The following is a 13,598-nucleotide window of genomic DNA, read 5'->3' as shown; positions in this document are numbered from 1 at the left end:
TGGCTGTTGAATGTGCTGATGAAATAAGGGGGATGCGGTTATCCTTTTGCTGCGATATCAACTTGGATTATTTTATTTTGGTTTAAAGGAAAAGAGTCTGAATTTTATAAACTTAAAGAATATCACTCAAAGTTTATAGGACAGCCAACAGATTTTGCACAGTTAGTGAGAGGCTTAGTTTTAGAACATATTGATTTCATTAATGGTTCCATAATTGAAATGGATGGAACCATTAGCTCAGTTCTTGATGACCCATTTGAAATTGAGATGAATAGGGTCTGTTAAATCTGTCCTGAGTGTTTGACGATGAATATACTAATTTTTTCAACAAAGGTTTGAAAGCATGAATATTATCTCACATAGAGGATATTGGCAGTCTGATGTCGAGAAGAATACTGAGATAGCATTTGAGAGGTCATTTAGACTCGGGTTTGGTACAGAAACTGATGTTAGAGACTGTCAGGGCAAACTTGTTATCAGTCATGATATCCCTACCGGGAATGAAATCCTTATGTCTAGGTTTCTTGAAATATATAAGGCATCTGGTTGTGGAAAAACTTTAGCATTAAATATTAAATCTGATGGTCTACAGTATCCACTAATGAAGTTGCTAGAGGACTATGAGGTTTTAAACTATTTTATATTCGATATGTCTGTTCCGGATGCCTTGTCTTCTATCAAGTCTGGATTAACAGCTTATACAAGACAAAGTGAATATGAAAAAGAGTGTTCTTTTTACGAATTATCGAACGGAGTCTGGATGGATGAGTTTAGTACAGACTGGATTGACCTTCAATCAATAAAAATACACCTAAAAAATAATAAAAAGGTGTGCATAGTATCTCCAGAGCTCCATGGCAGGGAATATTTATCAAAGTGGAAAAAGTATAAAGAAATTACAAAGGTTTTAGATTCCAAAAATATTACGCTGTGTACGGATCTTCCAGAGTTAGCAGAGGAATTGATAAATGGCAAAAATTAAAGCAGTCTTATTTGATATGGATGGGGTTCTAATTGAGGCTAAAGAATGGCATTTTGAAGCAATGAATCGAGCATTATCTCTATTTGGAATGGCTATAAGTAGATACGACCACTTGGTTACTTATGATGGATTGCCGACAAGGATGAAGTTGAAAATGTTATCTGTAGAGCGTGGTCTACCAGAAGAGTTACATGAATTTATAAATGAGATGAAGCAGATTTATACGTTAGAAATGGTTCACACATTGTGTAAGCCTAGTTTTCATCATGAATATGCTTTATCAAGACTGAGAGAGCGGGGTTATAGTATAGCAGTTTGTTCGAACTCTATCACAAATACAATTAAAGTGATGATGGAAAAAGCTTCTTTGGAAAAATATCTTGACTTCTTTGTATCTGCTCAAGATGTCCTCAATCCCAAACCTGCTCCAGATATGTATGTAGAAGCAATGAATCGCCTAGAGGTCAGACCGGACGAATGCATTATAGTTGAAGATAATGAGAACGGAATAAAAGCAGCGAAAGCTAGTGGCGCATGGGTGATGGAGGTTGATGATGTAGACGATGTCAACTATCAAAACATCATGAATCATATCCGAAAGTTTGAAGAGGAATAATAATGATTAATTTAGTCGTTCCTATGGTGGGCTCCAGTCAATTTTTTGATGATGCCACTTATAAATACCCTAAGCCTCTTCTTGAAATTAATGGTAAAACAATGATCGAATTGTTTATCGATAATTTTCGCAAGATTTTCCAGAACATTAACTTTATTTTTGTTGTAAATGAAGAGGATTGTAGGAAATTTCATCTGGATAATATTTTGAATATTCTCACGGAGAATAATTGTGAAGTTATAAAGATTAGCAATCAAACCAAAGGTGCAGCGTGTAGTGTGTTAATGGCAATTAAGTCAATTAATAATGATCTTCCATTGATAATTTCGAACTCGGATCAAATTTTAGATGTTGATTTTAGTGACGTGATTTCAAGTTTTAGAGACGTTGATGCTGGGGTTATTACTTTCGACTCTGTGCATCCTCGATGGTCTTATGTTAGGGAGGATGGAAAAGGGGGGGTTGTCGAAACAGCTGAAAAGAAACCTTTGAGTAATAAAGCTATTGCAGGGTTTTATTATTTCTCAAAAGGTGTGGATTTTGTGAATTCGGCTTTTGAAATGATCAAAAAAGACGCTAGCATAGATAGAAATTACTACATATCCCCAGTCTTTAATGAACTCGTCTTGAGTAATAAAAAAATTAAAAGCTTTCATATTGAAACTGGAAAGTATCATACGTTTTACACTCCTCAAAAAATCGAAGAATATGAGAGGCAGCATCATGAAATTGGAACTAACTAAAGAATATATTGCGGCATTTTCAAATAGAAATCTAGATGAGTTATCTGAGATGATGGATCCAGGTTTCGTATTGGAGGATCCAGCAGTTGACAGGCTAGAAGGTAGAGAAAATGTTTTAAAATATTTAAAAGAGGTTTTTGAGTCATCTTCCAGGTTGGAATTTTCGGCAAAAAATATCTTTTTAACAGATTCTGGCGAGTCAATTATTGAATTTTTGCTTGTTATTGATCAGGTTGTGCTAAAGGGAGTTGATATTATTAAATGGAATGGTACGAAGCTAATAGAGTTAAGAGCTTACCTGGATACTCCAAAATGAAAATAGAAAAATTAGAAAATATGGTAAAAGGGTGGTTTGTTGGTAGCTTTGAGCCAACTCTGATAAATACCAATGATGTCGAAGTTGCCGTCAAAAGTTACAAAAAAGGTGATTGTGAAGGGGTTCATCACCACCGAATTGCTACCGAAATAACTGTGATTATTTCGGGCAAAGTAAAAATGAATGGAGAAGTTTATACCGAAGGAGATATTGTTGTAATCGAGCCCTATGAAGCGACTGACTTTATTGCTCTTGAAGATAGCAAGAATGTGGTAGTGAAATATCCTGGCGCTTCAAATGATAAATATTTAGGGGAGTTTGAGCATGATTAATATACTAATTCCTATGGCGGGTATGGGGAGTCGATTCTCTAAAGCCGGCTTTGAAAAACCGAAACCATTTATTGATGTCGATGGTAAGCCAATGATTGTTCGTGTTTTGGAAAACCTTGTTTATGAGGATGCTAGATATATTTTAATAGCAAGACAAGAGCATTTGGATAAGGAACCGGACCTAGTCAGAGAAATTGAGAAAAAATTTAACGCAGTATTTATTTGTATTGATAAATTGACAGAGGGAACTGCATGCACAGCTTTATATGCGAGAAAATTGATAAATAATGAAACTCCTCTCTTAATTGCTAATTCTGATCAAATAATAGATGTTGATATAGCGGTATTTATCAACGATTGTGTTCAACGGGGATTAGATGGATCTATATTAACCTTCATTGATGAGTTTCAGGACCCTAAGTGGTCGTTCGCTCGAGTGGATAACGATGGCCATGTAGTAGAGGTGAAAGAGAAAGAAGTTATTTCTGAATTTGCTACAGTTGGGATCTACTTTTTTTCAAAAGGATATTATTTTGTCGATAGTGCTATCGATATGATTATTGAGAATGATCGTGTTAATAATGAGTTCTATACTTGTCCTTCTTATAATTACCTGATTTCGGAGGGGAAGAAAGTTGGAATATTTAACATTGAAATTTCAGAAATGCATGGGATAGGTACTCCAGAGGATTTGCAAAAGTTTTTGGAGATGGGCATTGATTAATAAGGTTATATGGTTTAATAAATCTAAGGGTTTATTTTTTAGAAAAGCAAGGGTAGGGATAGTAGGTGATATACTCTATTTATACTTAGATGACGTGAATCAACTTGAGAGAATATATACAAAGTATGGCTTAGAGCCCGAATCAATTTTGGTTGTTGAGGTTCATTTTCTTGGCGATAGAAATTGTTTGTTTCGATACATCCTTAAAGAACTTGATATTCTTTTGAAAAAGGAAGGTGATTTTAGAATTGTCTCCTCTTATTCGAGCAATCATGGGTGTTTCATTCGCTCGAAAAGTCAGATCCAAAATGAATTTTCCTTATCTACAGATGGTCGTTATCAGCTGACTACGTCCTATAATAGTCATAGTGTTTTAAGCTTAACCTATAAGAAATTGAAGAATACTTTAAAGGTAGTTGATGCTATTGATAAATGGTCATTTGGAATTATAACAAATGGTAAAAAGCAAGAGCAGGTTGAAAATCTCGTACGTTCGATACAAAATTTGAATATCCCTAATTATGAAGTGCTTATCTGTGGGACGTTTTTAATTACCAGTGAGCATATGGAATCTGTTGTTGTTATTGATGATGTTATTACAGATGATCTAAGAGCTCCAATTTCAGTAAAGAAGAATAAGATTGCCAGTTTGGCTAAATTTGAGAATTTAATATTGCTTCATGATCGATATGTTTTCCCGTTAGACTGGTATGAGAATATGCTTGTTTACGGTAATTATTATGAGCTTCTTATTATTAAGAATATAGGCCCCTCCGGTGGTCGGGTTAATGACTGGTCGAGCTTTTATGGTATGCCGTCACAAATTAAAGGTTTGTCACGGCTGTTGCCTTACTCAAGTTGGAATGAAGAGTGGTTTTCCCAGGGGGGGATTGTTGTAATAAAGAGAAGTATTTATAACAGGTTATCTATTGATGAGCGCCTTTTTTGGGGTGAACTTGAGGATGTTCAGTTTTCGAAAAAGGCTCAACTTGAAGGATATTTTTGTTACTTGGATATTAATAATTCCATTTTTACATATTCGGACAGAATTTTAGAGTCTAGGCTTTATGAAAAAATATGGACATTAAAATTTAAACAATTTGTTCGAGGTTTTTTGGTGTACTCTAAAAACTTATCGACTTACTATAAGAATTTCTTTAGACAATGATTTTTATTAGAAAGCTCATCAGTAGTCCTACATGGATGACATTGTCAGCCTATTTGACCAAGTTTGGTAGTGGCTTAATTTTGTTGCCAGTTTTTTTGTTAATGTTTTCGACAGAAGAAATTGCTGTTTGGATGGTTTTTCTCATGATTTCAGGTATTTCCGGAGTGGCAGACTCTGGAATAGGACCTTCTTTAATTAGGGTGACGTCATACTTTTATTCTGGATTGAGTGAAGTTCCTGATAGGCTTGTGGATAAAGTTGTATCGGGAAATAAAAGAGAGCCTAATTATAAAAAGCTATCGGTTATGTTAAACACATTTGGGGTAGTATATTATTTTCTTGGATTTCTATTTTTTATATTTGTTTATTTTTTCGGTAGTCTTGTTTCTTCTAATGCTATTTCAATGCTTACGCCAGAGCTAAGAGATGGGGTGGATATTGCGTTTTATCTGATTTTGATAAAGTCAACGGTAGCTTTATTAATAATTCGATGGATGAGTTTTGCTCAAGGAGTTGATAGGGTAGCTTCAATTAGAGGTAAAGAGGCTATTGTAGAGTTATTAAAACTTATTGTAATGCTGCTCGTCGTATCCTTTGCTAATGGCTCTATACTCGAGGTAGTAATTGTTGATTTATTGGGAAGTATCATTCTCCTGTTTATATCTAGGAGAGAAGTTTTTCTTTGGTTTGTGGAGGGAGGAGTAAAGTTTTCCCCTAAAATCGAGTTTGATACTAAGCTATTTAATTCAATTTGGCCTTCCATGTGGAGGTTTGGTGGAATGCAGTATGGATCTTACCTTATTAATAATGGGGCTGGAATTGTTGTTTCTCAGGCTGGTAATGCGAGTTTAATTGCTGCATTTTTATTGACTCAAAAAATTATGTTTGTGATTCGACAGATTTCACAAACCCCTTTAATGGCGCATCTCCCTACAATATTTAAGATGAAAGCACATGCGGAAGTCGAAAAAATAAAGTCGTTTTCATCTGAAAAGATCCGACTGGGTATTGGTATTCAATTATTTTTTTCTCTACTTTTTGTTCTTACTGGTGGTTCAGCTTTAGATATATTGGGAGTTGAAACAAATATCCTTCCTCAGTCCCTTTTGATTTTATATTCAGTGATTATGATTTTGGAGGCTCACCATTCGTATCATGCCCAAATTTATATGTCGACGAACCATGTTCCGTTTCTTTTTCCTGGTATCGTTTCTGGCATTGTGATTCTTTCAGTTGGTTTTTTTATGATGCCGTATTACGGTGTTTTAGGATTGTTATTGGTTCAGCTAGTTGTTCAGCTTATGTTTAATAATTGGTATCCTGTTTTCCTTAATTTAAGATCACTTAACTGGAGCGGATTAGCTTATATTCAAGATGTTCTATGGAAAAAAAATCGATACTAGCTATGAATATAGGGTTTTCGATAGTGTGTTGATGGTGATAGAAATTATTCTTATTTTTAATGTGCGATTATATTTTTTATTTAATTTATCGCTATTTTATGTTAGGCTGTTGTGTGCAGTTGTCGAGAAATTTTTTTAAAAAATTAGAAGCTAGGTAGGTGATTTAAAAGAGACGATAACTGAGTTTTATGAATTGGTCTGGAAGACAATAATTGATAAGGATCTAGATAATTTGAAATTATCTACGGTCATCTAAAAATACCCATGAGGGTGTTGGTGCTTTATAAGTCTGTTGTATTTTATAATCTTTTTGCAAAGGTTTTTTTTTGAAAAAACTGATCATATATAGCGAAATTCGCTGGAGTTTTCTTGATCAACGGCATCATCATCTTGCTAGGTATGCCGCTGGTCAAGGCGTCGAGGTAGAGTTTGTTGAACGGGTTGTAAGCCGGATACCTTCAGTGAAAGAGTTGCTCAGAAAATTTGTTCGAAGTCAGGCCCCTAGTTCGGCTTCACGTCTTAAGTCTGAAAAGCCGCTGCCAAAAGGTATCATATTACGGAGATCTTTATTTTTACCTCCAATCTCCCCTGTGACTCGTTCGATAAATGGATTGTTGTGGTTGATTCACGAGCGCCATAGACAGCGTGATGCTTGGGTTTACTCTTTTGTTGATAATCCTACTATTATCGGCAATTTTCCTTCGTTCGCTAAAGGTGTTGCGCGGGTTACGGCCTTCGATATTATTCACAACTGGTGGGAATTTCCTTGGAATACTAAACAACACTCTACATTAGTGGATAAGTGTCTGAAGTGTTATTCCTCCGTTATTACGGACTCCCCTGCAATATCGAAGAGACTGAATGCCATGGCAGTAGAACATCACCTTATGTTACCAGGGGTGGATGCGGAATGGTTGGGAGCTGCCAGTTCAGAAGGTCTGCCCAAAGCGGTATTCTTTGGAAATCTTCGTTCAAATTCTGACGTTGAACTGGTTTCTGCGATATCTGATCGTTTTGGTCTTGATGTCTATGGCATTGTTGATGCTTCAATCGCAGAAAAGGTCAGTCACGTTAATTTCAGAGGAGCGCTCGCCCCGGCGGATTTGATTCCCCGTCTGGCTGATTACAATCTGATTGTACTCCCATACAGTAGTAGCAGTTTTAGCCGTTCAATTGCACCAGCAAAGTATTTTGAAGCGTTGGCGACAGGTGCTCTGGTAGTGACAGGCAGTGATTTGTCCCACCTTCCCGGGTTTGATGATTACGTATTGCGACTTGAAGAATCCGATGATTTAGAAGGAAGAATACGAAGCTCATTGGCGCAGCAGGCTGCGATAAGAGCGGAGCAGATTTCTTTCGTTAAGAATCACACATGGGAGTTGCGATTTCAGGAATTATTTGAGTTTCTTTGTATGAGAGATGGTACAAGTGAATAATTACTACGATTTGTGTGTTGTTGGAACCGGACCATCGGCTTTTTTTCTGGTTCGCTCTTTTCTGCAGAAGTGCCCGGAGGGACGGATTCTGGTATTGGAAGCAGGTACAAAGCGCATTGATAAAGTAGCGGCAATATCTCATAAGATATCTAGCGATCAGGATTTTAAGCTAATTCCTTCCTACAACATTGGCAAAGGAGGGACATCCCAGCTTTGGCATAATGTATTAGCCCCCCTTGATAAAGAAGATTTTGAGGCAAAGCCCTGGATTGAGAACTCTGGTTGGCCTATCAGTATGGCTGACTTGGAGGTTCATTACGGCAGAGTTGCCCAGTTCTTCGGCTTTGATTTGGACGTCTTCGAGCATCCTGAGAAATATATGGACTATATTGGAGAAGCGGAAAAAGTTGTAGTAGACAGTGAGGTCTTTGAGCGCAAAGTTTTCATTCACCCAAAGCGTTACCTGCGCACGGATTCAACATTTACAACCATTCAATCAATGTACCCTTCTATTGATATTCATTACGGAATGGTCGCCTTACGCTTTCCTAGGGCGGAGTCTGGAGAGCAGCCTCTTGAAATCTGGAATAGGGAAAAGAGCATTGTTGAAAAGGTCTATGCGACAAATTATGCCCTTTGTGCCGGTGCCTTGAATAATCCTGAAATTTTGCTGAATTCAGAAGCTTTGCCTGATGGTTCTCTGCCATGGTTGGGATGCGGCCTTATGGATCATCCTATGGGTAACTTCTACCAGTTTCGTTATCAAGAAAAGCACGAAGCCAAGCTTTATACTGGTATGAAGTTATCGAATGATATCAATATTAAGGTCGCTTTGAAGTTAAAGAGAGATATTCGAAAGAGGCTAGGGCTAGCTAATAGCGCGTTTTATTTGAGACCGTCTTTTTCAGAAGGATTTAATGATAAAACGGAAGAGTTAAAAAATGGTCTGCTGACAGTTCGCTCAAAAATTCTGAGCCTAAGGCCCCCTCTAAAAGAGGCTATCTCACTCCTGCGTAACATTAATATGGTTGCCCAGATTGTGCAGTACAAGACGGGTCTCTTTTCCGCGCATGATCTTACTGATTGCATGTTTGTGACAGAGCAACGTCCTACAAAAGATAGTGGGGTATTCCTTACGGAGCATAAAAACCCGTATGGAAATTACACATCAAGCATCAAGTGGACAGTCTCGGATCTCGATATAAACGAAGTCACGGCGCTCTATCCATATCTAAGGGATAACTTGATGCGTCTTAATCAGGCCTGTCCGACCTATGATCCGGCTAATTATGATTGGCGCAGTAGGCTGGCGTCAGCTGCTCACCATCTGGGAACCGTTCGTATGTCAGATGCCAGTGAAACAGGCTGTGTTGATAAGAACTTGAAACTCCACAACGTAAATAATATTTATGTCTGTGATGGGTCGGTGTTCTCTACTTCGGGGAACGCGAATCCAACTATGACCTGTATGGCTTTGGCCGATCGACTGGGAGGGTACCTTGCAAAAATTTAAAGTTGTGCTTCTTGGCGTCTCAGGGGCACTTGGAAGCGCTGTTAGTAAACAGCTAGAGGGCAGCGAAAATGTTTTGCTGTATAAGGTTTCAAGAACTCAGGTTTATTCTGGTGAGGGCACAATTTATTGGGACTTTAAAAGTATACCGCCGAAAGAGATTACTAGCGCAGATGTGGTTATAAACTGTGCACGCTCACCGGATTATAGGGCGAATATTTTATTTAACCGATTATTGTGCGAATACTTAAGCCTAGATACAAAATTCATTAATGTCTCCAGCAATTGCGTTTTTGCATCCCCTAGAGGCTATCTGTCGCGGCTCACGTTTAAGGGGGATGCCTACATTCGCGAGAAGCTCCTCATTGAATCTCTTTCAAAGCAGCGTGGCAATACTTGTATCATTCGACCAACGATAGTTCATGATGAAGGTGGTTGGCGCTCTTTTCTCAGTCACTGTGAGAAGGTTAGGAGTGTTTACGGTCCAGCCAATTCTAACCGTTCACACGTGAAAGTTATCAACCGTGATGCTGTTGCTTCCTATATTGCTGAGTGTGCCCTTGCTGAGCAGCAAAACACAGTAGAGGAGGAGTTGTACGAAAACGTCATATCAGTATCTGACTTCATTGGTAAGGCTGTGGTGGAGTCTGATAGCGACAATAACTATTTTGAATCAAATATCAAAAACCTGCTACTAACTCTGTTGTGCTCCCGATTTCTTCCAGATTCTGTTGTTTTTAAGCTCCAGTCCTATATTGTAAGCGGCAGCGAAAATGCTGGTAGCGAAGCTCCTTCTTCGGAAGACTATTTTATAAGCGGTATGACAAGACTGTATTTGTTTGGTAGGCACACCTTATGATGTATTCGATCAGATACCCCCTGGGATTGATAAAAAAGCGAATTGTAGAATACTGGCGTCTTCGGAATCTTGAGTCTGTGTACCAGAATCTCCCCAATAACTCGATTGCCAGATTACGCGAGTTAAAGGGTAAATATAACGGTGAACGTTGCTTTATCGTTGGTAATGGACCGTCTCTACGTAAGATGGATCTCAGTTTGTTGAAAAATGAATTTGGTATTGTATTTAATGGAGCATTTGAGTTACGTGAATATTTTGCTCCTGATAAATTGTTTCACGCTGTAGAAGATCGTCTAGTTTTGGAAGATCACCAATCTGCTATAAACGAGTTAACAGGAAATGTTTTTCTGCCAAGTGACTTACAACATCTCGTAATGTCAGGAAATCCAATCGTTACTGAGTTTCATCGCGGATTCCCAGAATCGAGTGAAAATTGGCCCCCAGTCTTGGATACTTCATCTGACTTGCCCGTTTTCTTCTGGGGTGGGACTGTTGCCTATTACGGTTTACAGCTGGCGATGTGGCTTGGCTTTGAGGAGGTCTACTTTATTGGTATGGATCTTTCGTATTCTATTCCTGACAGTGTGAAGCGCAAAGGGAATGTTCTGGAATCTACTGAAGATGACCCGAATCATTATAAGTCTAGCTATTTTGGTGCGGGATTAAGATGGCATGTTCCTAGGCCAGAACGGATGTTGGTCGCCTTTGAAAAGGCTGCTCAGAGAAACTTGTCTGTGCGTATATATAATGCAGGGGTTGGTGGTAACTTGAATTGTTTTACTCGAGTGAGCTATGAAAGCCTCTTTTAGCACTATCCCAATATTAGTGGTTATTGCATATTTTTTACCTTCTCTATCCTTTGAAGCTATTGGGCTTACTATAGATCAATCTATTTTCAAGGGACTTGGTTTTTGTTTCGTGTCATTAGGCTTTGTGTGGTTAGCTGCTATTAAGAAAAATCGAATAAAGAGAAGTGATTTATTACTTCTGTCACCTATCTGGTTTTTCTTTTTCAGTTTTTTTATTAGCGAAGCTTTTTTTGGCTCTGTTGGCGGAGCATTTATCGCTTTTGCTAGGTTCGTCGCAGTCGTATTGTTTTCAAGCACATTGTTCCTGCTTGATGTCGAGTCGTTAGTGAGGGTTAAAAAGTTTTCTTTACAGTTTGTTTTTATTCTTTCTGCTATCTCGTTGATTATGTTTATCTTGAGGCTTCCGGGTGGAGAAAGATTCGCTAGTACAGGGTTCTATTCAAATAAATCATTGGTGTTTGAGCAGAATGTATTTGGGATTGCTGTTTATATCAGTTTTATCGTACTTATAGGAGCACCTAAAAAAATAATCTCAAAAATAGCCGCATTACTAGCGATAGCGTTCTCATTCTACAGGACAGTCTATATTCTCTCTATGATCAGAGTTATGGTTTTGAGAAAAGAATTTACAATTCTCGGATTTGCCATTGGGGGTTTTGCTTTTCTTTATTATTATGATGTTGTATATACAACTCTGAAATTGGATCAAGCATCGAGCTTGACTGGCCGCGATGTTTTATGGGCTATCGCATTTGAAGGATTTTTGCAGTCTCCATTTTGGGGTAATGCAGAGTCGACAATTCCAGCCTTCTCTAACTCTTTTCTTAATAGAGATCCAGCATTTACAACCTTTCACAACATGTTTTTCGATATTTTATATATAAATGGTATGTTTGGTTTATTTTTGTTTTTGATGTCAGTATTAGTGTACTTTTATATGTTTGGTAGAAAACATTTTTATTTCGCAGGTTTTTTGATGCTTCCGGCACTGTTTAACACCTACTATCCATTTTCTTTGAATATACTTGGTGGTTTAGTAGGAGTGCTGGCTATTTACCATCATCGAACGAAAGCTTTGCCGAGGATGTGAAATGAGTTTCTCTATTTTAATGTCAGTTTATTCTCAAGATAATCCCGACTACTTTGATAAGGCTCTTCGGTCTGTCCTTGTTAATCAAACACTTGCCCCTGATGAGTTAGTATTGGTGATTGATGGGCCTCTTGGTAGTAAGGCCGAGAATATAATCCAGTACTGGATAGGCCAGAGTCAGGTTCCTATTAGGTTGCTGCGTAAGCCGAAAAATGAAGGGCTCGCTAAGGCATTAAATGATGGCTTAGATCTTTGCTCTAATGAATTAGTGTTTCGTATGGATGCAGACGATATTTCTCTTGAATCACGATTTTCTCGGCAATACACATTTATGCTCGAAAATCCAGATGTTGATGTTTTAGGAGCCTTTATTTCAGAGTTTGGTGATGATGAGTCGGAGGTTTTGTCGATCAGAAAAGTGCCTGTTAGGCACGGCGATATTTGCAAGTTCGCTAAAGCTCGTAATCCAATTAGTCATCCGGTTGTGTGTTTTAGAAAATCCGGTGTGGTTGTGGCGGGTGGGTACCCTTTAATGTATCCTGAGGACTATATGCTCTGGATTAATATGATTCAGATGGGGGCTAAATTTGCTAACATTCCCGAAGTATTGTTAAAGATGAGAACTGGGGAAAGCTTCATTAAAAGACGTGGGTTTAGATTTTTAAAGGGGGAGCTAAGAAGTTACCATTATATGTACAATAGCGGCTTCATCTCTCTATTTGACTTTATAAGATATTCCTTTGCTCGGTCACTGTTGCGTCTTGCACCTCCGGGGTTGAAGGTGTTGTTATATCGGAAAGCTCGTTAAAGACCATAGCTTTCCCAAAAAACAACTTACTCTGTGACCGACTATTTCATAATCAGAGAATTCTAAGTCGTTAGTAAGCGCTCAAACAACCCCACCTACCAATTAAATAGTCGCTAGTTCTATATTTTCCGGCAGCAGTTTTTCAATATCGTCCACCGTTTCACAGTGCGGTAATCGCGTCAGTACCGTACGTAAATACGCGTAAGGCTCTAGGTCGTTCGCTTTGGCGGTTTCTATTATGCTGTACAGCATGGCGCTGGCTTTTGCGCCCCGCTGACTATCACTGAATAACCAATTCTTGCGTCCAATCGCAAACGGCCGGATAGTATTTTCGACGGGATTATTATCTATATGGAGTCGCCCGTCGGTGAGGTAGACCGTGAGCTTGTCCCAGTTTTTATCGAGGTAGGCTAAGGCTTCGCCCGTTTTTCCTTTTGGTAGGGTTTGTTGCAGCGCTTTATCTAGCCAAGCTCTGAGTTTGTTGAGTTGAGGTTGGCTTTTTTCTTGTCGAATTTGATATTTTTGTTCGGCCGGTTGGTCTTTGATGCTAGCTTCGATGGCGTAAAGCCCTTTGATCATGGTGATCGCCATATCGGCTTTGCTGACTTTCCCTTTGGGACTAGGGCTGACTTTTTGAGCGTCGATAAATTTACGACGAGCGTGAGCCATGCAGCCCAGCGCGACGATACCTTCTTGCTGCCCAATGCGGTGATAACCCGCGTAATCATCAGTTTGCAGGTAGCCTTGATAGTCACCTAATAGTGAGGCTGCAACGTCGGTACGTCGACTACTAGCGTAATCA

At 38.6% G+C, this 13,598-nt stretch carries 15 protein-coding genes; 14 read left to right on the top strand and 1 reads right to left on the bottom strand.

Going from position 1 to position 13,598, the window contains the following annotated elements; all coding sequences use genetic code 11:
* The first annotated feature begins 343 nt into the window (after positions 1-343).
* The 14 genes from UXZ23_RS12425 to UXZ23_RS12360 all read left to right on the top strand — a co-directional run bounded on the left by UXZ23_RS12425 (position 344) and on the right by UXZ23_RS12360 (position 12,796).
* The gene (locus UXZ23_RS12425) at positions 344-982 is read left to right on the top strand and encodes a hypothetical protein (RefSeq protein ID WP_320820884.1); all 639 of its coding nucleotides are present in this window, start codon (positions 344-346) and stop codon (positions 980-982) included.
* Positions 969-1,598, top strand: a complete 630-nt coding sequence (locus tag UXZ23_RS12420) for an HAD family phosphatase (RefSeq protein ID WP_320820883.1) — start codon at positions 969-971, stop codon at positions 1,596-1,598. The genes UXZ23_RS12425 and UXZ23_RS12420 overlap by 14 nt, the downstream gene beginning before the upstream one ends.
* 2 nt (positions 1,599-1,600) lie before the next feature.
* Positions 1,601-2,341 (top strand): glycosyltransferase family 2 protein, encoded by a 741-nt coding sequence (locus UXZ23_RS12415; RefSeq protein WP_320820882.1) that lies wholly within the window; start codon positions 1,601-1,603, stop codon positions 2,339-2,341.
* The gene (locus UXZ23_RS12410; protein ID WP_320820881.1) at positions 2,322-2,657 is read left to right on the top strand and encodes a nuclear transport factor 2 family protein; all 336 of its coding nucleotides are present in this window, start codon (positions 2,322-2,324) and stop codon (positions 2,655-2,657) included. Before UXZ23_RS12415 ends, UXZ23_RS12410 begins: the two co-directional genes overlap by 20 nt.
* Positions 2,654-2,989 carry a hypothetical protein gene (locus tag UXZ23_RS12405; protein WP_320820880.1) on the top strand — a complete coding sequence of 112 codons (336 nt, stop codon included), beginning with the start codon at positions 2,654-2,656 and terminating at the stop codon, positions 2,987-2,989. Before UXZ23_RS12410 ends, UXZ23_RS12405 begins: the two co-directional genes overlap by 4 nt.
* The gene (locus tag UXZ23_RS12400; protein ID WP_320820879.1) at positions 2,982-3,713 is read left to right on the top strand and encodes a glycosyltransferase family 2 protein; all 732 of its coding nucleotides are present in this window, start codon (positions 2,982-2,984) and stop codon (positions 3,711-3,713) included. The genes UXZ23_RS12405 and UXZ23_RS12400 overlap by 8 nt, the downstream gene beginning before the upstream one ends.
* A complete protein-coding gene (locus UXZ23_RS12395; protein WP_320820878.1) occupies positions 3,706-4,881 on the top strand; it encodes a hypothetical protein in 1,176 nt (391 codons plus the stop codon). Before UXZ23_RS12400 ends, UXZ23_RS12395 begins: the two co-directional genes overlap by 8 nt.
* Positions 4,878-6,284 carry a hypothetical protein gene (locus UXZ23_RS12390; RefSeq protein ID WP_320820877.1) on the top strand — a complete coding sequence of 469 codons (1,407 nt, stop codon included), beginning with the start codon at positions 4,878-4,880 and terminating at the stop codon, positions 6,282-6,284. Before UXZ23_RS12395 ends, UXZ23_RS12390 begins: the two co-directional genes overlap by 4 nt.
* A 326-nt stretch (positions 6,285-6,610) precedes the next feature.
* On the top strand, positions 6,611-7,720 hold the full coding sequence (locus UXZ23_RS12385) for a hypothetical protein (RefSeq protein WP_320820876.1): 1,110 nt from the start codon (positions 6,611-6,613) through the stop codon (positions 7,718-7,720).
* Complete coding sequence (locus tag UXZ23_RS12380; protein WP_320820875.1) at positions 7,713-9,233, top strand: GMC family oxidoreductase; 1,521 nt, start codon at positions 7,713-7,715, stop codon at positions 9,231-9,233. The genes UXZ23_RS12385 and UXZ23_RS12380 overlap by 8 nt, the downstream gene beginning before the upstream one ends.
* Positions 9,220-10,089, top strand: a complete 870-nt coding sequence (locus tag UXZ23_RS12375; protein ID WP_320820874.1) for a hypothetical protein — start codon at positions 9,220-9,222, stop codon at positions 10,087-10,089. Before UXZ23_RS12380 ends, UXZ23_RS12375 begins: the two co-directional genes overlap by 14 nt.
* Positions 10,090-10,166: 77 nt before the next feature.
* Complete coding sequence (locus UXZ23_RS12370) at positions 10,167-10,898, top strand: hypothetical protein (RefSeq protein WP_320820873.1); 732 nt, start codon at positions 10,167-10,169, stop codon at positions 10,896-10,898.
* Entirely contained in the window at positions 10,882-11,988 is a 1,107-nt protein-coding gene (locus UXZ23_RS12365; RefSeq protein ID WP_320820872.1) for a hypothetical protein, read from the top strand. The genes UXZ23_RS12370 and UXZ23_RS12365 overlap by 17 nt, the downstream gene beginning before the upstream one ends.
* A gap of 1 nt (position 11,989) precedes the next feature.
* Positions 11,990-12,796 (top strand): glycosyltransferase, encoded by an 807-nt coding sequence (locus UXZ23_RS12360; protein ID WP_320820871.1) that lies wholly within the window; start codon positions 11,990-11,992, stop codon positions 12,794-12,796.
* A gap of 102 nt (positions 12,797-12,898) precedes the next feature.
* Here UXZ23_RS12360 and tnpC read toward each other — a convergent pair.
* The coding region (tnpC, locus tag UXZ23_RS12355; protein WP_320820870.1) for an IS66 family transposase at positions 12,899-13,598 on the bottom strand (700 nt) is incomplete at its 5' end.

The organism is Thalassolituus sp., from assembly GCF_034111725.1.
Lineage (GTDB): Bacteria > Pseudomonadota > Gammaproteobacteria > Pseudomonadales > Oceanobacteraceae > Thalassolituus.
The sequence above is the reverse complement of the archived record's forward strand: the minus strand, read 5'-3'. Positions and strand labels throughout refer to the sequence as shown.

Bases quoted from the DNA above. Each gene is read 5' to 3' on its own strand.
- UXZ23_RS12425 (WP_320820884.1), top strand. From the start codon at position 344: ATGAATATTATCTCACATAGAGGATATTGGCAGTCTGATGTCGAGAAG.
- UXZ23_RS12420 (WP_320820883.1), top strand. From the start codon at position 969: ATGGCAAAAATTAAAGCAGTCTTATTTGATATGGATGGGGTTCTAATT.
- UXZ23_RS12415 (WP_320820882.1), top strand. From the start codon at position 1,601: ATGATTAATTTAGTCGTTCCTATGGTGGGCTCCAGTCAATTTTTTGAT.
- UXZ23_RS12410 (WP_320820881.1), top strand. From the start codon at position 2,322: ATGAAATTGGAACTAACTAAAGAATATATTGCGGCATTTTCAAATAGA.
- UXZ23_RS12405 (WP_320820880.1), top strand. From the start codon at position 2,654: ATGAAAATAGAAAAATTAGAAAATATGGTAAAAGGGTGGTTTGTTGGT.
- UXZ23_RS12400 (WP_320820879.1), top strand. From the start codon at position 2,982: ATGATTAATATACTAATTCCTATGGCGGGTATGGGGAGTCGATTCTCT.
- UXZ23_RS12390 (WP_320820877.1), top strand. From the start codon at position 4,878: ATGATTTTTATTAGAAAGCTCATCAGTAGTCCTACATGGATGACATTG.
- UXZ23_RS12365 (WP_320820872.1), top strand. From the start codon at position 10,882: ATGAAAGCCTCTTTTAGCACTATCCCAATATTAGTGGTTATTGCATAT.
- UXZ23_RS12360 (WP_320820871.1), top strand. From the start codon at position 11,990: ATGAGTTTCTCTATTTTAATGTCAGTTTATTCTCAAGATAATCCCGAC.